The organism is Bacillus sp. cl95 (assembly GCF_900115925.1).
GTDB lineage: Bacteria > Bacillota > Bacilli > Bacillales > Cytobacillaceae > Neobacillus_A.
Window position 1 is genome coordinate 155,253 of sequence record NZ_FOYF01000007.1, and the last position, 24,137, is coordinate 179,389.

Annotated in this window: 15 protein-coding genes; 14 read left to right on the forward strand and 1 reads right to left on the reverse strand. The window is 39.0% G+C overall.

Annotation, left to right across the window (positions count from 1 at the left end; all coding sequences use genetic code 11):
* Positions 1-48 precede the first annotated feature (48 nt).
* Both BMZ31_RS20505 and BMZ31_RS17895 read left to right on the forward strand, forming a co-directional pair.
* Complete coding sequence (locus BMZ31_RS20505) at positions 49-267, forward strand: hypothetical protein (protein ID WP_139206628.1); 219 nt, start codon at positions 49-51, stop codon at positions 265-267.
* 240 nt (positions 268-507) lie between these two features.
* A complete protein-coding gene (locus tag BMZ31_RS17895; protein ID WP_090833305.1) occupies positions 508-4,743 on the forward strand; it encodes a S8 family serine peptidase in 4,236 nt (1,411 codons plus the stop codon).
* A gap of 353 nt (positions 4,744-5,096) precedes the next feature.
* Here the strand turns inward: BMZ31_RS17895 and BMZ31_RS21000 are convergent, their stop codons facing one another.
* On the reverse strand, positions 5,097-6,971 hold the full coding sequence (locus BMZ31_RS21000; protein ID WP_175478174.1) for a leucine-rich repeat domain-containing protein: 1,875 nt from the start codon (positions 6,969-6,971) through the stop codon (positions 5,097-5,099).
* A gap of 199 nt (positions 6,972-7,170) precedes the next feature.
* Here BMZ31_RS21000 and BMZ31_RS17905 point away from each other — a divergent pair, with 199 nt between their 5' ends.
* From BMZ31_RS17905 to BMZ31_RS17970, 12 genes are all read left to right on the forward strand, one after another.
* Entirely contained in the window at positions 7,171-7,599 is a 429-nt protein-coding gene (locus BMZ31_RS17905) for a VanZ family protein (RefSeq protein ID WP_090833307.1), read from the forward strand.
* Between the two features lie 550 nt (positions 7,600-8,149).
* Positions 8,150-9,859 (forward strand): leucine-rich repeat domain-containing protein, encoded by a 1,710-nt coding sequence (locus tag BMZ31_RS17915; RefSeq protein WP_090833309.1) that lies wholly within the window; start codon positions 8,150-8,152, stop codon positions 9,857-9,859.
* A 327-nt stretch (positions 9,860-10,186) separates the two neighbouring features.
* Positions 10,187-12,829 carry a glucosaminidase domain-containing protein gene (locus BMZ31_RS17920; protein ID WP_090833310.1) on the forward strand — a complete coding sequence of 881 codons (2,643 nt, stop codon included), beginning with the start codon at positions 10,187-10,189 and terminating at the stop codon, positions 12,827-12,829.
* Between the two features lie 193 nt (positions 12,830-13,022).
* The gene (locus BMZ31_RS17925; protein ID WP_090833311.1) at positions 13,023-15,716 is read left to right on the forward strand and encodes a leucine-rich repeat domain-containing protein; all 2,694 of its coding nucleotides are present in this window, start codon (positions 13,023-13,025) and stop codon (positions 15,714-15,716) included.
* Between the two features lie 349 nt (positions 15,717-16,065).
* A complete protein-coding gene (locus tag BMZ31_RS17930) occupies positions 16,066-17,211 on the forward strand; it encodes a CDP-glycerol glycerophosphotransferase family protein (RefSeq protein WP_090833312.1) in 1,146 nt (381 codons plus the stop codon).
* A gap of 387 nt (positions 17,212-17,598) precedes the next feature.
* Positions 17,599-18,306 (forward strand): IspD/TarI family cytidylyltransferase, encoded by a 708-nt coding sequence (locus BMZ31_RS17940; RefSeq protein ID WP_090833314.1) that lies wholly within the window; start codon positions 17,599-17,601, stop codon positions 18,304-18,306.
* A 1-nt stretch (position 18,307) separates the two neighbouring features.
* On the forward strand, positions 18,308-19,333 hold the full coding sequence (locus BMZ31_RS17945) for a ribitol-5-phosphate dehydrogenase (protein WP_090833315.1): 1,026 nt from the start codon (positions 18,308-18,310) through the stop codon (positions 19,331-19,333).
* A gap of 83 nt (positions 19,334-19,416) precedes the next feature.
* Entirely contained in the window at positions 19,417-20,217 is an 801-nt protein-coding gene (locus BMZ31_RS17950) for a LicD family protein (RefSeq protein WP_254778910.1), read from the forward strand.
* Between the two features lie 166 nt (positions 20,218-20,383).
* Positions 20,384-21,133, forward strand: coding sequence for a WecB/TagA/CpsF family glycosyltransferase (locus BMZ31_RS17955; RefSeq protein ID WP_090833316.1), 750 nt, complete (start codon positions 20,384-20,386; stop codon positions 21,131-21,133).
* A gap of 4 nt (positions 21,134-21,137) precedes the next feature.
* Positions 21,138-22,241 carry a glycosyltransferase family 4 protein gene (locus BMZ31_RS17960; protein ID WP_090833317.1) on the forward strand — a complete coding sequence of 368 codons (1,104 nt, stop codon included), beginning with the start codon at positions 21,138-21,140 and terminating at the stop codon, positions 22,239-22,241.
* 51 nt (positions 22,242-22,292) lie between these two features.
* The gene (locus tag BMZ31_RS17965; RefSeq protein WP_090833318.1) at positions 22,293-23,753 is read left to right on the forward strand and encodes an oligosaccharide flippase family protein; all 1,461 of its coding nucleotides are present in this window, start codon (positions 22,293-22,295) and stop codon (positions 23,751-23,753) included.
* Between the two features lie 76 nt (positions 23,754-23,829).
* The coding region (locus BMZ31_RS17970) for a helix-turn-helix domain-containing protein (protein ID WP_139205977.1) at positions 23,830-24,137 on the forward strand (308 nt) is incomplete at its 3' end.

A 24,137-nucleotide genomic window follows, 5' to 3' on the forward strand; every position in this document is an offset into this window, starting at 1 on the left:
CGATAGCGACGAGGAGGCTCGGCGAACGCCCCCAAGACGAATTTGCTCTTGAAAAAGCAGGCATTAGGGCTTTTTCAAAAATTCGTACCGGAAAGCAAGCGACTGGAGCGGAAATCAACAGGCAAGATTAGCAAAAGGGAACAAATCTCTGTAAACGGAAATAAATCCGAAATCTACGGAAATAAATTTGAAATCGTGGGCGATATTTTTTCAAGAACGGGAAAAAACTTCAATATCAAGGGAATAACCGACTCCAACATTTTTTAGAATGATTATCTAGTAAAAAGTAAATCTATCATTCAAAATGGTATAAAAATCAAAAATTTTAGAATTGTCGAAAAAAATAATTTCGATATTCGAAAAATAGTATTGAAAAAAAATTTGTCGAAATATAATATTAGACTTACATATTTAGATTTTTCTAACAATTAAGTAGGCAATTGGTTATAGATGAATTAATTGTTAAAAAAGGATATGTAATTATACAAATGGGGGGAAAGCATTCAAATGGGATACAAAAAGACAAAAAAAGTTGCTACATATGCATTAGCATCTGCCATTGTACTCTCTAACTTTGGGTATACGGCACAAGCGACTACAACTAGCACTACGAAGCAACAAAACTATTATGATTCAATCGCGAAGCAACTAAAAGATGAGGTTGCAAAAAATAAATCCAAAGTTGAAGATAAAAATCTAAAAGTAAAATCGGATTTAAAAGCAAATGATAAGGTTCGCGTAATCGTTGAACTAGAAGGCGAAACGCCAGTTGAGTATGCGACAAAACAAGGCAAATTGTACAAAGAATTGTCAGAAGATACTAAATCTTCTTTAGCTTCAAAAGTAGTTGCTAAACAAAAAACAGTTAAAGCTGCCATAAAAGCTAAAGGCATCAAAATGGAGTTCAAAAAGAATTACTCTACAGCTTTTAACGGATTCAGCGGTGAGATTGAATATGCTGAACTAGCAAAAGTTGAAAATATCTCTGGAGTAAAAAATATCTATCTAGCAAACGAGTATAATCGTCCGGCGGAAACTCCAGATATGAAAACGAGCCATTCGTTCATTCAATCCAATCAAACTTGGGCTGACGCGAAACTGAAAGGTGAAGGCATGATTGTATCTGTCATTGATACTGGTGTGGATCCTTCACATAGAGACTTCGTATTAACAGATAAGAGCACTGGTGCTTTGACTTCAAATGATGTAAGTGAAGTTGTTCAACACGAAGGGCTTAAAGGTAAATTTTACACTGAAAAAGTTCCTTATGGTTACAACTACTATGATGAAAACAATACCATTCTAGACCTTGGGCCAGATGCATCCATGCACGGTATGCACGTTGCTGGTACTGTAGCAGCGAACGGTGATGAAGCAAACGGCGGCATTAAAGGTGTTGCTCCTGAAGCGCAGGTTCTTGGCATGAAGGTATTCAGTAATGACCCTAACTATCCATCGACTTGGTCAGATATTTACCTTGCAGCAATCGATGATTCTATTAAACTGGGTGCTGACGTTTTGAATATGAGTCTTGGTTCGACTGCAGCATTCTACGAGCCTAATAGTGCAGAAGATTTAGCGATTACGAGAGCAGTAAATAATGGAATTGTATGTTCTGTTTCAGCTGGTAACTCTGGTAATATCGCATATGGATATAGCAGCAACCCTTGGGCAGCCAACCCGGATATCGGTGTTGTAGGCTCACCTGGTTTGAACACTGACACAATCCAAGTAGCAGCTTCTGGAAACATTGCTTACCTATATCAACACACGATTACTGTTGAAGGCAATTCAAGTTTCTCAGGCGTTGGATACGGTATTGACGATTGGACGAAGTTAGCTGAAGCTGGAACGTTAGAACTTGTTAGCTTAGGCGGAAAGCTTGGAAAGCCAGAAGATTATGCTGGCCTTGATGTAACAGGTAAGGTCGTTGTCATGCCACGTGGTGAGCTGACTTTCTTTGATAAAACAAAGAATGCTGCAGCAGCCGGCGCAGCTGGGATTATCGTGTACAACAGTACAAGCCCAGTATTCTATGAAAACCAAGGCGGATGGAATATCCCATTCATGAAAATCTCAAGACAACAAGGTCTTGATTTGGAAGCAGCAATCGCAGCTGGCCAAACGAAGCTTCAAGTATCACAAACGAAGAAAGCTTACGATGCTGAAGTGGGCCGCATGACAGATTTCACTTCTTGGGGAACAACTCCAAGCCTAGAGCTGAAGCCTGAAATTACTGCACCAGGTGGAAAAATCTATTCTACGCTTAACAATAACAAGTACGGACAAATGAGCGGTACATCCATGGCGGCTCCACATGTTGCCGGAGGATCAGCTTTAGTTCAGCAGTATCTTCAAACAGATGAGCGCTATGCAGGTCTTTCAGCAAGCGAACGCACTCATTTAGCAAAGGTTCTATTAATGAACACTGCAAAAAACATTGATGATTTATCAGGTCAACCTTTCTCTCCTCGCCGACAAGGTGCTGGAATGATGCAAACATTCAATGCTGTATCAACACCAGTTTATGTAGTGAACAAAGCCCTTAACGAAGGTAAGGTAGAGTTAAAGGATTTCCAAGAAAAGAATTTCAGCATGGAATTCACAGCAACAAACGTATCTGATAAAGATATGACTTATAAAGTGGATACAAGCGTTCTAACTGACACAATCAAGCAAGCTACAGGAAAGCCAGATACGAATGCTTTAGTAGCTGGTGACTTGGAAGGTGCGGTAGTTGATGCTCCTGAAACAGTAACAGTACCTGCTGGCGAATCAGTAGATTTCACAGTAAGTGTTGACTTCTCTGCTGGGAAAATTCCTGGAATCGATGCTGCTGGTCAACCAGTAAAATTTGATTTAAAAGAAGACATCTTTGTTGAAGGATTCGTTTCTTTAACAGACGCAAACAATGCACTTGAGCCAACTCTTAACGTTCCATATCTTGGCTTCTACGGCAAGTGGGATCGTCCACAAATCGTTGATGGATTCCAAGAGTTAGGAGAAAAGCGTTTCTATGCTGTAGGTAAAGGCTGGAACGAAATGTTATACGGTCCAGAAGGTGAATTCACAGGCTTCAATGCTGAAAAAGGCATATATCCTGTATCACCGAATGCTGACGGATACAATGATGACATCTATCCATTACCAGCATTCTTAAGAAATGCAGCTGAAGTTCAATACAACATCCTTGATAAGGATGGCAATTTCCTACGTCGTGTCAAAATGGAAAAAGACGTTAGCAAAAACTTCTACGACGCTGGAAACGGATCTACTTATTCCTTTAACCCAGATCGTGCATGGGATGGAACAGTCAAGTCTCAAAAAGTTGAAGATGGCTTGTACTACTACGAAATCAAGTCAATCGTAGGCTATGAAGGTGCACAATGGCAATCTAAGAAAATCCCTGTTTACGTAGATACAAAAGCTCCAGAAGTGAATGCAAGCTTTGATGAAGCTACTTCTACTTTAAACTGGTCATCAGTAGAAGATGGATCAGGAATTGCTTTATACGGTGTATTCGTTGACGGAAAATTAGTAGGAACGACAGATGCGAAAACGACAAGCTACCAGTTATCAGACCTGCCTGAATATGCAGTTGTGAAAGTTGCGGCAATCGACTACGCATCCAACGTCGGTGAATCTAAGACTGTTGCGGGAGACACTGAGCTTCCACTTATCTTCTTAGGTGACGCAACACCAGAACCATTCGGTGTTTATGATTCATTAGAAGTTCCTGTTGCTGGTTATGTAACAGATGACTATGGTGTAGAAACAGTTACGGTTGACGGTAAAAAAGTAGAGTTTACTTATGACGCAGAAAAGAAGCGTTACAACTTCTCTACTACTGTAAAGTTCGAGAAAGATGGGAAATACAAAATTCCTGTATCTGTTTATGACGTGTCAGGAAAAGAATTCTCTATCGCTCGTGAAGTGTTTATCGATACAACTGCTCCTGTCATTGAAGTAGTTGCACCTGAAAAGGTTGGCTACAATGTGACAGAAGCAAATGTGAAGTTAACACTTAAAGATAACTTCAACTACCTATCACTATATGTTGAAGACAACAATGATTTCGTTCAGCCATTTAAAGATCCATTCACAATTGTGAATCCTGCTGCGGCTCCATACGAGTTCACAGTACCTGTGAAGCATGGTGAGAACAAAGTAACGGTTCGCCTTGTTGACCTTGGCGGCAATGAAACAAAGAAAGAAATCAGTATTTTCCGTGCTGAAAAGCCAGAAACACCAGCTCCTGTTGTAAAATCAGGATGGGTTAAAGAAAATAATGTTTGGTTCTTCTATGTAAATGGTGAAAAGTCTACTGGATGGATCACTGATAAAGGCAAGCGTTACTTCCTTGACCAAAATGGTGCAATGAAAACTGGTTGGGTTAAGGTTGAAGGTAAATGGCATTTCTTAGCTTCATCGGGTGCAGAAGTAACTGGCTGGTACCAAGAAAAAGGCAAATGGTATTACCTATCTGTATCAGGTGCAGCTGAAAATGGCTGGGTTGAAATTAAGGGCAAATGGTACTACTTCAATGCTTCAGCTGTTATGCAAACTGGCTGGGTGAAGTGGAAAAACGAGTGGTATCACTTAAACACCAGCGGTGCTATGGATACAGGCTGGAAGTACATCAACAAAAAATGGTACTACTTCTACCCTAAATCAGGCAAAATGGCTTACAACACTACAGTTGATGGCTACAAGCTTGGCAAGGACGGAGCTTGGATCAAGTAATATTAAGTGAAAGCGGACAGGGCGGTTAGCTCTGTCCGTTTTTCTATGAATTTTGAGATGTTTCTGATTGTTATTTTTCATAAAATAATACGGATTTGATTATCTGATGTGTGTTAATATCCGAAAAGTGTAATTATTCTCTTTTTCTCTATCATCGTTCGTTCGTCAATAAGTTTTATTTGTGTAACTGTATGGTTTATTGGTGTGACTGTACGGTTTATTTGTGTAAATCGTGATTCTATTGGTGAGATTCCGGTTTTTATTTGTGAACAGTAAAAATGCAGACACTAAGCCCCTCAGGCTTTCCAAAAAGAGCGACACCATCCACATAAATGGATGGTGTCGATTAAAAGTTAACGCACCCAATAGCCGTCTTTGGATATTGGGTAGCCATCAATCGTAGTATTAGATGCCATGGCGCCGTTTGAATAGAAGTAGTACCATTTTTGTCCAATCTTCTGCCAACCTGTTTTCATCGCTCCAGAAGAATCGAAGTAGTACCACTTACCGTTCTTATTGAGCCAGCTCGTCTGCATGTCACCTGAATTTTTCAAGTAATACCAGGTTTGTCCTTCTTTGTACCAGCCTGTGTGCATCACGCCGTTAGCCTTAAAGTAATACCACTTGTTTTGGATTGATTTCCAGCCTATCTGCATCGGCCCTTTGGCACTTAAGTAATACCAGTTGTTGTTGCTTTTTAGCCATCCGAGCTGCATGGCTCCGTTCGAATTAAAATAGTACCAGTATCCCTGGATTTTTTGCCAGTCTGTACGCATCGCTCCATCAAGCCCTAAATAATAGGACTTTCCATCAATCTCTTGCCATTCATCTAACATGTAGCCGAAAGTTGGGCTGAGATAATACCATTTGCCAGCATCCTTTATCCAGCCAGTCGTTTGCCGACCTCTTTCAAGTTCATTGTAAAACCAATAATGCTGATACTTATACCAACCCCGCGGCTGTACCCAGACGTGTACGTTTGCCGCTCTTAATTTTTCCAGGTAATCCTTATTCGGCGATTTTGTTACGTAATAAATATCGTTATACGTTAATACTTCTAGATTAGCTAGTTTGACCAGTGGTGCGATATCCTTTGCGGGATTTCCATCAAGACTTAAATATATAATAGAAGGAACTTGAATAAGCGGAGTCCAATCCTTGATCCGATTATTCATGACATAAAGGTCGGTAAGCTTGCTGAGTCCTTGTAATGGTGATAAATCTGTAATGAGATTATTGTCTAAATATAGGATTTCTAAATTCGCTAATTTTTCTAAAGAAGGAAGGAAAGTGACCTTGTTGCTGTTCACTCCTAAATATCGTAAGTTTGCTAATCCTGAAATGGGAGCAAGACTTACAATTTGATTGTTGTCCATTGACAGGTCACTTAAATTTTCTAAAGTTGCTAATGGTGAAATGTCGGACACCTTGTTGTGATCGATATTAAGGTATTTTAGATTATTTAATGAAGATAATGGGGATAGATTACTGACTGGGCCGTAAGAAATATATAATTGTTCAAGGTTCTCAAGTTTACTGATTGGTTGAAGGTCTGAAACTTTGTGCGAAATCAGGTAAAGGCTTTTTAGGTTAATGGCGTTCTCTAGGCCTTTAAGGGAGCTAATGTTCAAATCATATAATTCAAGTGCTTGCAAATGGGACAAATCGCTTTCTACCAGGGCGCGATTTGTTTTAATTCGAAGTTGGGTCCGAATGGCCTTCTCTAGTTTAGAATCTTCAAGCTTGACTATATTTCCAGTAGGCGCTCCGTATGTTCGCAATGTAGTTGAGATTTCTTCGTTTGGCGGCTTTCCATTTAAATAGGCCTTAACGACAATTTCATATTCGGTATCGGGCTGAAGGTTGGTAAAAGAATAGAAGTACTGGTGTTGGACCTCATCGACTTCTTTCCCGTTCAGGAAAATTTTGAATGCTACGTTCTCATATTCGCTTGAATAAGGATAACCCCAATAAACTTCTATCTCGTTTTCAAAGACGTCACTGCCATAGAAATTGAAAGTCTCAGGATCTTCACCACAATTGGTGGTTAGACTAAGACAATTTGATACCGCATCCCCTTGAGTAAGATGCCATTTGGCAGGTGAACCTTCTAGTGGTTTCATGGCAGGAACTTCAGCCACCCTATTGTCTGTTTTTTCTGCACCGAGTACCCCTGTTGGAAATAGTAGAGTTCCGGTAAGAGTTAATAGAGATGCTATCTTTTTCAAATGAAATCTTTGCATATTCGTAAACCATCCCCCTTTTTCTATCTTAAAAACCATTTTAAGGGAGAAAGTCGAGGATATTTGTTGAAAAAGAACAACGTGAAAAAGGTATTTATCGCCATCATCTAACAAAAACTTTGCTAACCCTTTTGAATATATCTTTAAAAACTGACCACACTGTGAGGGAAGGAGGGAGAATCGGATGATTAGAATCCTACTAATTTCCTGTTGGATGGGAATCCTTTTCTTGTTTACCTGCTCCCTTCGTATCGAAGAGCTTGTTACATCTGGTGTTCTGCAGTTCCGTTTTGACGCCCAGCCTGACTTGTCCGAATTACTTCAAAGTTTGCCACCAAATGCAGAAATTAGTTTTTGGACGCGCAAAATCGGTCATGCGTTTTGCTTTTTTATTTTGGCCATCCTATTGCTGACGAAATATCCATCTGTGCACGCATTCGGAATCAGTCTTATATATGCAGGGGCCACCGAGATTCTGCAGCTCTTTTTCTATCGAGACGGGCGCCTCTTCGATATTGGTTTTGATGCAATCGGAATCGTTCTGGCCATCATTCTATTCGGAAAAAGCAGTAAGGTAATTCAAGGAAACATCCCATCTAAACGGAGTTTATGAGCAATCATAGACTCCGTTTTTCTATGCATTCATAGCAAACCAACTAGTCCAAATTTCTCATTCTACTCATGTTACTCATTTGCTGTTGAAAGAGGAAAAACCTTGTCGGTAATTGTTTTTTTATACATTTGAAACTTCAAGTCTCACTATTCTTACCGATATATTAATAGAAAAGAAAATATATTATTTCAGTCTACGTAATTTTTATTGGCTGTTTTCGTAAACGTTGTTGCTATTTAAGAAATAAAAAGTAGTGGTTGATTTCCACTCCAGGATGCTCGCTTTCCGCGGGGTGGGCGGTGAGCCTCCTCGGCGCAATTGCGCCTGCGGGGTCTCACCTGTCCCACTGCTCCCGCAGGACATTGAATGGCTCCCATGAATGGACCCACGCACGAAGGAAATGCGATAGCATTTTCGAGGAGTCTCGCACCTTCCGCTCCAATCAACTTCTTTAAATATGGTTTTCTTTCACAAAACTTATTAAAAAAACAACAATCTTTTAGAAAAGAGCCTTTCGTAAAGAACTCATTACCAAAAGGAGGCGACAAGAATGAAAAAAGGAAGTCAATGGCTATTGAGTTGTGCGTTGCTTTTCTCTTCTATGGCACCTTTGAATGTACAAGCGGAAGAGCAGTTATCAGCGGTTGTTTCTGCTGAAAACTTTGAAAATGAGGTAGTCTTCACCGACGCTGTGCTAGAACAAAAAGTGCGGTTGGTGCTGGGGCTTCAAAACGACGAAAGTATTACCGAAGAAGAAATGGCTAGTCTTAACGAGTTTGATGGTTCTGGATTAGGGATTACCAACTTAACTGGATTGGAGTTTGCCGTAAATCTGACAACCCTTTACTTAGGAGAGAACGAAATCAGTGATTTGACGCCGATTAGTGGCCTCACAAACCTGACGCGACTTCATTTGGCGTATAACAAAATTACCAATCTTTCTGCCATACAAGGTCTAACTTCTCTGACAGACTTATCGCTGTGGAACAATCAAATCAGCGAAATTACACCGGTTCAGCATTTAACCAATCTGACAACGCTTGATTTAGATGAAAATCAAGTCAGCGATTTGACACCTCTACATCCATTAACTCAATTACAGTCGTTGTATTTGAGCTCAAATCCGGTTGAGGATATCTCGCCAATTGAAAATCTTGTTCATTTGCAATACGTAAGTCTTAAGGACTTGCCACTCGATTTAAGTGAAGGTTCACAAGCAATAGGTATCATTAAGGGTCTACTTGATCGCAATGTGACGGTTGACTACGATGCTGATGAAACACGGGTGGGCTGGTATAAAGACGAATATGGTGACATGTATTTTTACGATAGCGAAGGAAATATGGTTATCGGTTGGTACAAGATTGGGACAAGATGGTTCTATTTTGAAGCAGATGAATATGGCAATTACGGGGCAATGGCTAAAGGACTTTATCAGGTTGGGGATGATACCTACTATTTTGATGAAGGTGGCCGTATGCAAACAGGTTGGGTCAATCTGGACGGCTATTGGCACTACTTTTACCCTGACGGCAACATGGCTTTAAACAGTTGGGTTAGCAGTAGTGGAAAATGGTATTACCTTGATGAAGTGGGTGAAATGGCTGTTGGTCTTTGGGAAATCAATGGTGCTTCCTACTATTTTGATAAAACGGGTGCCATGCAGAAAAACCTTTGGATACAAGTCGATGGAGAAAGGTTCTATCTTGCTACCACAGGAAAAATAGCAATTGGCTGGCTACCTTATGGTGGGAAATGGTATTACCTAGATCCGGCAAACAACGGAGCGATGGCAACAGGCGTTTTGATCATAAAGGGAATTCCTTATTTCTTTGATCGTAACGGAGTCATGAAAGCGAATGGTTGGTACTTTGATGGTACCTATTGGCATTATGCTAAAAAAGATGGTGCTCTGTATGCCAAGGCATGGTTACTATACGGTGGGAAATGGTACTACTTTGACCAATATGGAAATTCAGTTACTGGCAGAAACAAGATTAATAATGTCTATTATTTCTTTGATAAAAGTGGTGCCATGAAGACCGGATGGGTGAAAATAGAAAACCGTACAACCGGTAAGTCTACATGGCATTATTATAAGAGCAATGGTCAGGAACAATACGGTTGGCTTAAAGAAGGCAAAAGTTGGTACTATTTCGATGCAAATGGAAATATGTTTGCCAATCAATCCGTAACGATTGGTCGAGTGATTCATTATTTTGATAGTAATGGAGTTTGGAAGGGTTCGAGAAAAATATAGGAGCCAGGGGTTAAAAACCCCTTGGTTTTCCTGCAAGTACATACTTTATGCCTATGTGTAATTACAGTTTTTTAAAAATATGTCATTATATTAGTAAAGTAATGTTGGGATTTGTCTAATTACGGAAAATACAACATGAAAATACCTATTTAATCTGTCGTTATTTTCCTAAATATGTGTCTTTTCAGTGAAAATACTCACAAATTACCATTTTCGTACTTTGAAACTTTTAGTATAATCATAGAATATAATGAAATATTTGTAGATTTATGGTATTTTTATTGGTTTTTAGGAGATTAAGAGAGATCGAAACAAGGGGGATATGGATTGAAAAAATTAATTATTTATCCGTTGTTTTTGGCCTTAGCGCTCGTCTTTTTTGCCGGGCATTCGAATGAGCAAGCAGAAGCTGCTACTTCACCTTATTGGAAATACAGCAATAGCCAATGGTATTACATTAATTCTTCAGGCAAAGCGGTAACAGGCTGGGTACTGTACAAAAATGAATGGTATTACCTTGGAAGTATCGGTGTCATGAAGACTGGGTGGGTTCTTTATAAAAATAAGTGGTACTACATGGATAAATCCGGAGTGATGCAAACAGGCTGGATCCTTTATAAAAACCAATGGTACTTCCTTAAATCAGATGGAGTAATGGCGACCGGATGGGTACTCTATAAAAACCAATGGTATTACATGAATAAAGATGGAATCATGTTAACGGGCTGGGTGCTTAATAAACAGTACTACTTGAATCCAAACGGCAGTATGGTAACAGGTTCGAAACTCATTGATGGCAAACCGTATATCTTTGCAAGCAACGGGTTGAGAAATACTGCTCCGATTACGGGCTGGTTTCAAGACGGCACCAATCGTTATTTTTTCCAACCTGGAGAAATAATGACGAAGGGCTGGCTTGAGTATGAGGGGAAAAAATATCATTTTGATGCTGATGGAAAGTTGCAGACAGGATGGTTTGAAGAATTAGGAACCAAATATTATTTGAATAAAGATGGATCAATGGCAACAGGCTTAGTGAAGGTGGGAACCAGCTCTTATCTTTTTGGACAAGATGGTAACATGACTTTCGGTTGGCAGATGATTGGGGATAAGAAGTACTATTTTAATAGTGATGGAACGATGAAGATAGGCTGGCTGCAAGAAGGAGACTTACGCTATTATTTCAATGCGGATGGAACACTTGCGACTGGTTGGGTAACGGCTGATGGTAAGTTGTACTACCTTGGAACAGATGGTGTTGCTCAAAGTGGCTGGTTAACAGAAAACGGCAAGAAGTATTATTTGAATCAGGATGGATCCGCAACAAAGGGTTGGTTCAATGATTCAGACAAGCGTTACTATTTTGGCGTAGATGGGGCAATGGCAACGGGTTGGATTACTGATGCAGGTAGCCGATATTATCTGGATGCTGATGGAGTCATGCGAACCGGTTGGATCACGGAAGATGGACGTAAATTCTTTCTGAACGAAACAACGGGCAAAATGGTGATTGGCTGGCAGACGATTTCTGGGCAAAAGTATTATTTTATCAGTGATGGTTCAATGGCTGTTGGCTGGCAAACCATTTCAGGTAAGAAATATTACTTTGATACAAACGGTCTGTCTGTAACAGGTTGGGTGTCCTATCAAAATAGTTGGTATTACTTAGGTGCAGATGGCACAATGGTTACGGGTTGGCTGACCGATGGCAGCACTAAGTATTACTTGAATGCAGAGGGCAAGAGAGTAAGCGGTTGGCTTAAGTTAGATTCAATTTGGTATTATTTCTCCGCAGACGGAAGCATGGCGACCGGCTGGATTCAATACAAGAACGAATGGTATTACTTGCAAGAAGACGGCAAGATGAAGGTTGGCTGGTTATACGAATCAGATGCATGGTATTACCTTAAGGAAAGTGGAGCCATGCACACGGGTTGGCTCTCTCTCAATGGAAAAACGTATTATCTTGAAAGTAACGGAAAAATGGTTACCGGTACAAAAGTAATCGATAATAAAACGTATTTCTTCTTTAGTAGTGGTGAATTAAACACAGGACCTGCGGTTACTTATACTTCCTATACCTATTCGTTTACGGATCTAGTAACGAAGCAAATGAGTTTACGAGATAAACCGCAAACTGATAAATATCGTAACGATCCAGCTTATGTAAGTGCTGAATTCATCAAAGTCGATCCAACAAATCCAAAGGCGGGTGTGGTTACGGCAACGACTCTGAATGTTCGTGCTTTGCCAAATTCAGACGCTTCAACGCATGTTTTTGGAACATTGAAACTCGACGCAAAGGTTGAAATTGTGAGTGTGAGCAATGGCTGGTATCAAATTAAGTATGGTGTTTGGAGAAATGCAAAAACAGAAGATGTGCAGTATTATGTAAATCCAACTAATTTCGCGCCAAGCAGCAACGAATATTTTCAATTCTTAAATCTATCACAGAATAGCGGCTCTGATGCAAAAGAGTTGAATGAAAAAGTATTGGTAGGTAAAGGAACGCTTTCTGGAATGGGCGCAGCTTTTATCGAAGCAAGCTTGAAGTACAATGTGAATGAAATCTACCTGATTTCACACGCTTTCTTGGAAACAGGACATGGTACTTCACCACTTGCAGCAGGTGTACTTGTAAATGGAGTGAAAGTATACAATATGTACGGCATCCATGCTTTTGACGATTGTCCGTTAGAGTGTGGCGCACAGTATGCGTATGACATGGGTTGGACGACACCAGAAAAAGCGATTATTGGTGGAGCCGAGTGGATCTACACCCAATATATTAATAATGGAACGTATAACCAAAATACACTTTATAAAATGAGATGGAATCCAGGTGCAACTGGAAATCATCAATATGCAACGGATGTTGGTTGGGCTGTCAAACAGTGCAACACAATCAGCAAGTTGTATCAATCATTGACATCCTACACATTATTTTATGATGTACCCGTTTTTAAATAAATCAAACGTAAGAGGCAGATTTTTCTGCCTCTTTTTTGAATTTTATTAGATTGGTAGAAGTCGAATTTTGCTAGTAAATTTCGTTCAAAACATTTACAAAATATGTATGAAATAGATTTTTATTCTAGTATAATTGGCTAGTATTGATTATTTGGATGATTCAATCATCTGCGGAGGGAGTTCGAAGTTTCACATGAGAAAAAGTCTCAAAATCTTAATGTTGGTTGCTCTTGTATTATCTGTTTTACAACCATTGGCACCACAAGCGGCAGTCACTACTATCAAAAGCAATGAGCTTTCGAATGAAAGTGAAGCAAGTGTGAAAGCTGCTAAAAAAGCATTTGCAGCTAAACTAGCAGGAGTGAAAAATGAGCGCACGAAATCAGCGATCATGGCTTTGGCACCAAAGGGTTATTTAGAAGAGAAAAAAGTTCCTAGATTAACAGCGGATAAGAGCGTATCGGCTACTGCCGCAGATACAATCGTTCAATTTGATGATGTTAACCTGGAAAATGCAATTACTTCGCAATTGGGGTTCGAGGAAGGCACTCCTATTACTGTGGCTAATATGGAAAGCCTGACTGAAATATGGGCATACGAAGCAAATATTAGTGATCTTACAGGTTTGGAGTATGCAATCAACCTTCAGTTCTTGATTGTTACATCAAATAACATCCAAGATTTAACTCCAATTTCACAATTGAAGAATCTTCAGTACGTGGATTTTTCCTACAATCATGTTGACAGCCTAGATGGTGTTGCAAACTTAACATCTCTTGTGTCAATTGGATTCAGCTATACAAAGGTAAGTGATCTTTCAACCCTACTGAACCTACCGCTTTTAACGGAAGCAGTATGTGTTGGTTTGGATATTGACTGGGATCATGATGCGTCAGCGATAGCGGTTGTCAAAACGCTCGCCGAAAAAGGGATTACTGTATACTATTTACCTTTCGCATTCTATGAAGTCATTTCATCTGAAAGTGCCATTTCGATTAATTATGTGTACTTAGGCAAGGCTAGGTCTGAGAACATAAAGGTGCAAATCTCTGTAGATGGAGAAGTAAAGCAATTTGTAAACCTTTATGAAGAGGAACCACGATTTGTTATTAGAGATCTTCAGCCTGATACGGAATATACGTTTGAATTAAAAGCTTTTGAAAATGGTGTTCTCGTTGATGAGAAACCGACAACTAAAGTAATCAAAACAGACTTAGCTCCTTCTGGAGAAGTTGTGAATTTCGATGATGTCATGTTAGAAGAAGCAATAAAAGAAAGTTTGCTTGTTGAAAACCGTGATATCAGAGAAAGTGACATGGTCAAATTGGTACATTTAGAATTAGCAGAAAAAGGAATTACTTCCCTAAAAGGTTTGGAAGCTGCGACAAATTTACAATATCTCAGCGCTCCAGTTAACGCGATTAGCGATTTCTCACCACTTGCAGGACTAACAAAATTAGTTGATCTAGATGTGTCCGAGAATGGAATCACTGATCTTGAACCACTTAGCAAATTAGTGAACCTTACAAGTCTTTATCTAAATGGAAACATGATTGAGGATTTGACACCTCTAAAAGATTTAAAGAACTTAACTGCACTTTCCTTAATGAACAATGGACTTGAAGATATTACTCCTTTAAAGTACTTGACGAAACTAATGTATCTCGATTTGGATTTTAACTCAGTCGTGGACATTACGTCACTTGCTTCTTTGAGTGAATTAGAAACAGTTTGGTTATCAGAGAACCAAGTGAAGAATATTTTACCTTTAAAGTATTTAAGTAAACTAGTTTATGTAAGCTTGGATAAGAATCCACTTGATTTAAGTGAAGGTTCGGTTGCTCGCCAAGTTCTTTCTTACTTGGAAGAACACAACGAAAATTTCACATATACGATTACGCTTTTAGAAATTAAGAAAATCATGGCTGGTGATCGTGTTGTGGCAATAGACTGGGATTCCGCTGCCGTGAATGCGGATGAGTTCCATGTTTTCATCGAAGAACAATATTATGATGAAGAAGAATACACTGAAGAAGAGTATACAGAAGAAGAATATGACGATGAGGATTATGGTTATGAACCTATCGTTGTTTCGAAAAATCAAACACATTATGTATTCACAGGATTAGAGCCTAATAAAGAATATGCTATCTGGGTTGAAGCTGTTAAAGATGATGAAATTATCGCAAGTGAGTATGCTTCCGCAAACACGACTGAAAAAGCAGACTTAAAAGGTTTCTTTGCTTTAGATGGCTATAAGTATTATTATGATGCAGCTGCTAAAAAGCTAAAAACAGGTTGGATTCAAGACCAAAATAAATGGTATTACCTTGAAAAAGGCGCCTTTAAAACAGGTTTGGCTGTTATCAATAAGAAATCCTATTTATTTGATTCAAAGGGTGTCATGCTGACAGGCTGGCAAACAATTGGCTCAAATAAATATTACTTTGATCTTAAAAACGGAGCGATGGTTAAGGGGTTCTTGACTATTTCCGGTAAGAAATACTACTTTGGTGACAATGGTGCACTTGTTAAAGGTTGGAAACAAATTTCTGGTAAGTGGTACTTCTTTGATAATTATGGGGTAGCAAAAACTGGCTGGTTAAAATCAGGCAAGGACTGGTACTATCTTGATGCATCAGGCGTCATGAAAACTGGCTGGGTAAAAGTGAGCGGTAAATGGTATTACTTGAAATCTAATGGTGCCATGAAAACTGGTTGGTTATCAGATGGTGGACAGTGGTATTATCTGAACACGGACGGTACTATGGCGATCGGTTGGAAGAAGATCAGTAATAAATGGTATTACTTCTATAGCGATGGAAAAATGGCTAAGAGTACAACGATCAATGGTTACAGACTTGGTAAAGATGGAGCTATGCTATAAAATTGACATTGCTTCGTCACTCAGTAGTCCATAATTAAAATGAAGAGTCTGACATAAAGAAACTCATTCTTTATGTCAGACTCTTTTTCTGTTATATCATTGAGGAACGCTTTGACAAATAGGCGCTTTCTTGTTGAAATTTGTAATTTTATTGTATATCATTATTAAGATACGTCTGTTTTTTCCCTTTTAATAAAGGGAAAAGAAACTTAATAAATGCTTAACCTGACAACGAACTTATACAAACAATTAAAAGCGATATGACCACTATTCAATATCGCTTTTGCTTTTTACGTTGGACAGAAATTTTTCTTAAAAGCAAAGACTTAATCAAAGAAGGCAGGATTTTATGAGAAAAACAATTGTGAGCTTGTATCAGTTCCTTTTTTATAAGGTGTTGTTCTCGATATTTAAGCTTTTTCCGACCGATCAAAAGAAAATCATCTACATTTCGCATTATGGGAACCGTTTCGGTTGTAACCCTAAAAGTATGTTTGAGTATGTGGTGGAGAACTATCCAGAGTACAAAAATATCGTTGTGCTAAACCAACAAGGACACAATCATGCAGAAGAAAACGTAAAGTATGTAAGCTATTATTCCGTTGCATTTCTAATTGAACTTGCTACATCTAAGTACTGGGTTGTTAATACAAACCTGAATCCATATCTTAAGCCAAAAAAGGGAACAGAATACCTGCAGACTTGGCACGGCGCTGGTGCTTTCAAGAAGTTTGGTCTGGATCTACCAGACAGTCGTGAAAAAGAAAAGCAAAGCTGGAAAAAAGATACTTCACATTGGACAAAAATGCTTTCAAGTTCAGAAAGTATCATTGATATCTATTCTAGTGCATGTGGGATTGATAAAACCATCATTCATCCTACTGGTCTGCCTAGAAATGATGTATTCTTCCAAACAAAGGATACTCTGAAAAGAAAAGAAGAGTTTTATAAAACCTATAACATCAATCCCAATAAGAAAATCATCCTTTATGCTCCAACTTACAGGGATATGAATAACGATAATCCTTTGAATCTTGATTTCTCGCGTTTACAGAAGGATTTAGGCGAAGAATATGTATTTGTACTGAAGCTTCACCCGTTTTTGGCAAAGTATCAGTTTGAAACAAAAGAGGATGGCGAAAAGTTTGTCTTTAACTTATCAGCTATCGATGACATTCAAGATCTTTTGTTGATCGCAGATGTCTTAATCACAGACTATTCTTCTGTCATTTTCGATTATGCTCTTACAGGAAAACCGATGCTTTTCTATTCTTATGACTTAGAAGAATATGAAAGAGGTTTCTATTTTGAGTATAAAGGCTTTGTACCAGGCCCAATCGTTTATACTCAAGAGCAACTGACCGCACAATTGCAAAATTACGACCAACTTTACGCCCAACATCACGATCAAGTAATCGCATTTGCAAAAGAATACAACGCAGGCTTCGATGGAAAATCCACAGAAAAAGCCGTTAATTTGTTATTGAATAAATAGTCCCTATACTATTTGAACTTTATTGTATTAAAGACTTTGTTAATGTAAAGTTGTGGAATTTCAATCCTTGTTGATTGGAACGGAAGATGCGAGACTCCTCGAAAATGCTATCGCATTTCCTTCGTGCGTGGGATTAATCAAGGAAGTCCTTCAATGTCCTGCGGGAGCAGCGGGACAGGTGAGACCCCACAGGCGCCCTAGCGCCGAGGAGGCTCAGCGCCCGCCCGAAACGAATTTGACCATGAAAAAGCCGGCATTAGGGCTTTTTCATAATTCGTCCGCGGAAAGCGAGCATTCTGGAGTGGAAATCAACCAACACTCGATCGCATGAAAATTACGAAATAACTTAAATTAACGACAAAACTATATGAAATGAGGTATGAATGAATGATCTATGCAGAGATTCTTGCAGGTGGTAAAGGAACAAGAATGGGCAATATGAATATGCCTAAACAGTTTCTTACATTAAATGATAAACCGATTATTATCCATACGATTGAAAAGTTCATGCTCAACAGCAAATTTGATAAAATCCTGATTGTTTCTCCTAACGAATGGATAAATTATACGAAAGATATCATTAAAAAATATATCGGGAATAACGATTTATTGGTGGTCGTTGAAGGCGGGAGAGACCGTAACGAATCGATCATGAATGGTATCCAATACATCACAGATAACTTTGTACTGAATGATGACGATATCATCGTTACACATGATGCAGTTAGACCTTTTCTTACTCATAGAATCATTGAAGAGAATATTGAATACGCCTTGCAAAATGGTGCCGTAGATACGGTAATTAGTGCGATTGACACGATTGTCGAGTCGGAGGATGGAATCTATATTTCTGATGTTCCAAGAAGGGACATGATGTATCAAGGTCAAACGCCACAAAGCTTCCAAATTAAGAAATTGGTTGAACTGTATACAGCTTTGACAGACACTCAGAAAGAGATCTTGACGGACGCTTGTAAAATTTTCACCATTAATGGGGAAAAGGTTAAACTTGTCCAAGGAGAAGTATTTAATATCAAGATTACTACTCCTTTCGACTTGAAAGTTGCGAATGCTTTTTTACAGGAGCGTATGTAAGATGATAAATCAGGTATATAGGCTTGTATCGCCCAGACAGTTTGAGATTAGCTATAAGGACCACTCCATTAATGCAGAGCACGTTGTTATCCGTCCTACACACCTGTCCATTTGTGCGGCCGATCAGCGATATTATACCGGATCGCGCGGAAAAGAAGCTTTAGCTAAGAAGCTGCCAATGGCTTTGATTCATGAAGGCGTCGGGGAAGTCGTCTATGATCCGCAAAATGAGTTCAAGACAGGTACAAGAGTGGTCATGATTCCAAACACACCAACTGAGACGGATGAAATCATCGCTGAAAATTACTTAAGATCAAGTAAGTTCAGGTCGAGTGGTTTTGATGGTTTCATGCAGGATTATGTGTTTATGGACAGGGACAGAATTGTTACTCTTCCGCGTTCCATTAATCCGCATGTTGCTGCTTTTATCGAACTTATCACCATCAGTATGCATGCCCTTGTCCGATTCGATGCAAAAGCCCATCCGAGAAGAGAGACTTTTGGGGTTTGGGGAGATGGAAACTTAGGATTCATTACGGCGCTGATCCTAAAGAAATATTATAAGGATAGTAAAGTCATTGTATTCGGTAAGACTCCTTGGAAGCTAGATAATTTCTCATTCGCTGATGAGGTTTACCAAATCCACGATATTCCTGAGAATGTTCAAATCGATCATGCTTTTGAATGTGTTGGTGGAAAAGGAAGTCAGTATGCAATCGATCAAATTATAGACTTGTGTCACCCAGAAGGAACGGTTTCCATCTTAGGGGTATCGGAGTATCCGGTGGAAATCAATACAAGAATGGTCCTGGAGAAGGGGCTTACCATAATAGGCAGTAGCCGAAGCGGGCGTAAGGATTTTGAGAATACCGTAAATTTCTTAAGCCAATATACAGAAGTGGTGGATTATTTAACTACTCTGGTCGGATCTGTAAATGAGGTTAAATCCATCCAGGATGTCATTAACGCCTTTGAATATGATCTATCTACCTCTTGGGGTAAAACGGTTATGGAATGGAAAATATAAGATTCCATCTACATGATGGATGTTTTTGAACGGTATAACTTATTCTCGTAAATACTTCCTAAAAAAGAAGGAGAAAAGTTTTGTTGCAAACAATAGAAAATGAAGCACTTTTAGCGGCCCAAGATGTCATGACTGACATGCTGAAAGTCATTCATCAAATCTGTGAGAAGCACGATATAAAATACTGGTTGACTGATGGATCCTTGCTGGGTTCCATCAGACATCAAGGCTTCATACCTTGGGATGATGATGCAGATGTTGGTATGCTCAGAAAAGATTATAATCGGTTCATGGAAATCCTTGAAACGGAGTTACCGGCTCCTTATAAAATTGAATCAGCAGAAAACCAGACACATGGCATCCATAATTGGTGTAAAATCATGTATATGGAAGATTTCGAATGGATTGATTGGTGGGGGAATTGGACAAAAGGTCTCTCCATTGATGTCTTTCCATTTGATTATGTGCCTGAAAAAAATAAGAATAACATTTCTTTAAAAGAGAAAATGGTGAATCGGATTGCCTGTATTCGTTATCCTCTTGAAGGGAATGTCATCAAATCTGCACTGCAGAAAATGATCAATAAGGCGAAAATTCATGATATATACGCAGGCTTCAATAAGGAATCATCAGTCGTAACATATGGAATGGAATTGCCTTACTATGGATATGCCTACTTCGACGTGGAAGATATATTCCCGCTCAAAAAAGGGAAGTTTGGCAGACATGAGTTTTATATTCCGAACAACTATGACAAGTTCCTTACAACACTTTACGGAGACTATATGAAGATTCCCTCTCCTGAAAATCGAGTTAGCCATATGGCCAACTTGAAGTTTGCTGAAGATACCCAGAAAACGAACAATTTGGATAGACGTAAATAAAACGGTCAGTGGATCGTTTTATTTTTGTTCAAAAGACGAATCTTGATTTGACCCTTTTTAACCGAAATTTAATGTTATTGTTCGCCTTTGTTCATAAAGGTCATGTACAATTGATAGAAAACTTAGCAATTGGGCAAAAGAAAGTAACAGAAATGGAGATAGAAAATTGTTCCAATTAATCGAAATCTTTGGTGTGAAATTTGCAAATCTAAGAAAAGAAGAAGTTATTTCAAGGATAAAGGGAAACATTGAAAGTAAGCAGAAACAGTTTGTGGTGACGGCAAATCCTGAAATCGTCATGCATGCTAAAAATAACCCTGATTACTTAGAGACTGTTTCAAAGGCAGACATGGTTATTGCCGATGGGATAGGCGTCATTATCGGTTCGAAAATCTTGAACACGCCACTACCTGAAAGAGTGGCAGGTTTTGATTTGATGACTGAGCTCTTAAAAATAGGGAACGAAAAGAAATGGCGGGTATTTTTCCTTGGTGCGAAGGAAGAGGTTCTCAATCTAGCTGTTCAGAATGTTCAAGAACAGTACCCACAGTTAGTGGTAGCAGGTTCGCATCATGGTTATTTTAAAGATGATGACACCAGCATCCCTGCAAAAGTGCAGGCTGCAGAAGCAGACATGATCTTTGTAGCACTAGGTTTTCCTCGTCAAGAAAAATGGATCGAACAATATATGCCTCAATTTGATAAAGGATTGTTCATGGGTGTTGGCGGAAGCTTTGACGTACTGGCAGGCGTTGTTCAAAGGGCACCGATTTTTTGGCAGAAACTGAACCTTGAGTGGTTTTACCGCTTATTAAAGCAACCTTCAAGATGGAGAAGAATGTTGGTTCTTCCTTTATTCATTGTGGAAGTTGTGAAAGAAAAGTCGAGACGGAAAACGAAGCGAGGGGTATCCTAAATAGATGAAGGTCTTACATTTAAATGCAGGTAATGAAACAGGCGGAGGTATGCACCACATCCTTCTCTTATTGAGTCATTTAGATAGAAGTGAATTCTTTCTCGGTGTATTTGAAGAAGGGGAATTAGCGAAAAGGGCGCAAGAAATGGGCATCCAAACAAAAGTGTTCCCACAGTCTTCCCGCTTTGATATGTCCATTGTCGACAGCATTGCAGAGTATGTGAAAGAGCATGATATCGACATCATTCATACACATGGTGCCCGTGCCAACTTATTTGGGACTTTCCTGAAAAAGAAAACGCATTGTCAATGGGTCACCACGATTCATAGCGACCCAAGGGATGATTTCTTAGGGCAGGGCATAAAGGGTAAAGTGTTTACTTTCTTGAATATCTGGTCCATTAAGAAAACCGATCATCTCTTTGCCATCTCTGAAAAATTCAATGAGATTGTGAATCAATCTTTTAAAGTGAAAAAAGAGAAAATTACCACGATCCTTAATGGAATACAATTTGAAAAGAAATCAACTAACCCTTTTAACAGAAGTGATTTGGGTCTACAGCAAGATGACTTAGTCATCATTATGGTAGCAAGATTGGAGAAAGTGAAAGATCATATGACGGCCTTTAAAGCTTTAAAGATGGCCGTTGAAAAGGTTCCAAATATTAAGCTACTACTTGTCGGTGATGGCAAAGAAAAAGAATATTTGATGTCTCAATCCGAACAATTAGGGATCAAAGGCAATGTGAAATTCTTAGGTCACCGCGATGATGTAATTGACCTTTATCCACTTGCAGATTTAGGGTTGCTCACCTCTAAGAGCGAGAGTTTTCCACTCGTATTATTGGAAGCAGCGAGGGCAGCCGTTCCTGTCGTCACTACTGATGTAGGCGGAGTTAATAAGATGATTCCAGACGAAAGTCATGGATGGATCACAGGCGTCGGAGACGTTGCGAGAATAGCTCAATCAATCACTCTTGCTTCGGAACTAAAACGTACAGGTGAATTGGTTCAGATGGGTGAGTTATTCAACCAGCATTGCAGCGGGAATTTTTCGATACGCAATCAAGTAGCTTCTATTTATGACACGTATAAAAAAATTCTGTAATGGATACGAGCTTAGAAATACATTATTTTAGTTCAGAATGGATATGAAACAATGGAAAAATCTCTTTTTAAGAATGCGATATATAAAATCTCCTTAAACTTTTTCAATTTGGTCCTTCCGATTCTTGTTGGTATGTATGTTTACCGTGTTCTAGGAAACGAATCAATCGGTCGGGTGAAATACGGGGAGTCCATTTTCAACTATCTATTTATTTTTGCTACTTTCGGTATCTATCAATATGGCTTACGAGAAGTCAGCAGAATAAAGAAGGACAAGCAGAAAGTGGCGCAGTTGTTCACAAGCTTATTTACCTTCAGCATATTTACAAATGCCGTTACACTGATCGCGTATCTGTTAATTGCTTATTATGGATATGGGAATCATTATCTTTTCCCAATCCTTCTCATCTTCTCAATCAGTTTTGTCATGAATATCTTTTATGTAGAGTGGTTAAATGAAGCATTTGAGAACTATGGCTTTATCACGATTAAAACAATCATCGTAAAACTTATCTATATTGGACTCCTATTTACACTTGTAAAAGGTCCGGAAGATTACTTGATCTTCACTGCCTTACTAGTGATGACAACGAGCTTAAATAACATCCTTAGCTTCTTTTATATAAAAAGACATGTCCCATTCGACTTCTCGAATCTGGTGATCAGGCCCCACTTAAGACCATTGTTCTTGGTGGTTATCTTCATGAACGGGAATATCTTATATGGCCAACTGGACATCTTCATGCTCGGGAAATATGTGAGTGAAAAATCGGTTTCTTTTTATGTAATGTCCAAGCAAATCACGACCATCATCAGCGCATTGATGCTAAGTGTCGTCCAGGTAACGATTCCAAGGCTTTCTTATTTACTCGGGTCTGCGGATGAAAAATCGTATTTAGAATTGGTTCAAAGGATAGCCAAGCTCTATTTTGCGGTCTTATTCCCGGCTGCAATCGGTCTATTCGTCATCTCCGACTTAGGTGTTATTGCTTATGGAGGGAAGGATTTCGCTGATGCTGGTCCCGTATTGGCTGTCTTCTCCATTTATATGATCTTTGTAGGAACGGATAATGTCTTGTCCAACCAGGTTATGTATGTAAAGAAGAAGGAGCATATCCTTGTTAGATTTATTGTCATTTGTGGTATCATCAATCTTCTTCTAAATGCACTTTTTGTTTATTTGGATTACTTTGATGCAAGAGTTGCGATCGCAACGACAGGTTTTTCGACTTTCTTGCTAGTCTGTCTTGAGTATTACTATGTGAGAAGAGTCATCAAACTACCGTTGAACTTACTGACAAGTTCAAACCTTAAATATTTGTTGTTCTCGCTCTCGTTCATTCCTATCTCATACGGAATTAGAACTTTCCTATCGGGGACATATGTATTGTTTGGAACGATCGTTGTGGTGTGCTTGTCACTTTACGTATTCTTATTGTGGATAACAAAAGACGAGATTTTATTTATGATACTTGATAAAGTGAAACAGAAGTTTCCGAAATTGAGGATATAGATATTAAGAAAGCCCCTTCGAGTGTGAACTGCCCCGTAAATGTTAGACACTAAACTAACATTTACGGGGTGTTTTTGTGTCCAAATTTAAAGCGGAAGATAAGATACAAATTGTATTAAGGTATTCAGAGGGAAATGAAAGTTTTGAAAAAATTGCGGAAGAAGTAAGAGTTAGTAAATCCATTATCAGGGGATGGGTTAGGCTTTATGAACAACATGGTCTGGAAGCATTTATTAAGTCCTATACAAATTATTCTGGGGAATTTAAACTAAATGTACTCAATTATATGAACGAAAAGGGTACATCTTCTTATGACACAGCTGCCATTTTCAATATTTCTTCACCTGGTATGGTCCGAAATTGGAGAAAGGCTTTTGAAACTGG

Bases quoted from the DNA above. Each gene is read 5' to 3' on its own strand.
- BMZ31_RS17895 (WP_090833305.1), top strand. From the start codon at position 508: ATGGGATACAAAAAGACAAAAAAAGTTGCTACATATGCATTAGCATCT.
- BMZ31_RS17905 (WP_090833307.1), top strand. From the start codon at position 7,171: ATGATTAGAATCCTACTAATTTCCTGTTGGATGGGAATCCTTTTCTTG.
- BMZ31_RS17915 (WP_090833309.1), top strand. From the start codon at position 8,150: ATGAAAAAAGGAAGTCAATGGCTATTGAGTTGTGCGTTGCTTTTCTCT.
- BMZ31_RS17925 (WP_090833311.1), top strand. From the start codon at position 13,023: ATGAGAAAAAGTCTCAAAATCTTAATGTTGGTTGCTCTTGTATTATCT.
- BMZ31_RS17930 (WP_090833312.1), top strand. From the start codon at position 16,066: ATGAGAAAAACAATTGTGAGCTTGTATCAGTTCCTTTTTTATAAGGTG.
- BMZ31_RS17940 (WP_090833314.1), top strand. From the start codon at position 17,599: ATGATCTATGCAGAGATTCTTGCAGGTGGTAAAGGAACAAGAATGGGC.
- BMZ31_RS17945 (WP_090833315.1), top strand. From the start codon at position 18,308: ATGATAAATCAGGTATATAGGCTTGTATCGCCCAGACAGTTTGAGATT.
- BMZ31_RS17960 (WP_090833317.1), top strand. From the start codon at position 21,138: ATGAAGGTCTTACATTTAAATGCAGGTAATGAAACAGGCGGAGGTATG.
- BMZ31_RS17965 (WP_090833318.1), top strand. From the start codon at position 22,293: ATGGAAAAATCTCTTTTTAAGAATGCGATATATAAAATCTCCTTAAAC.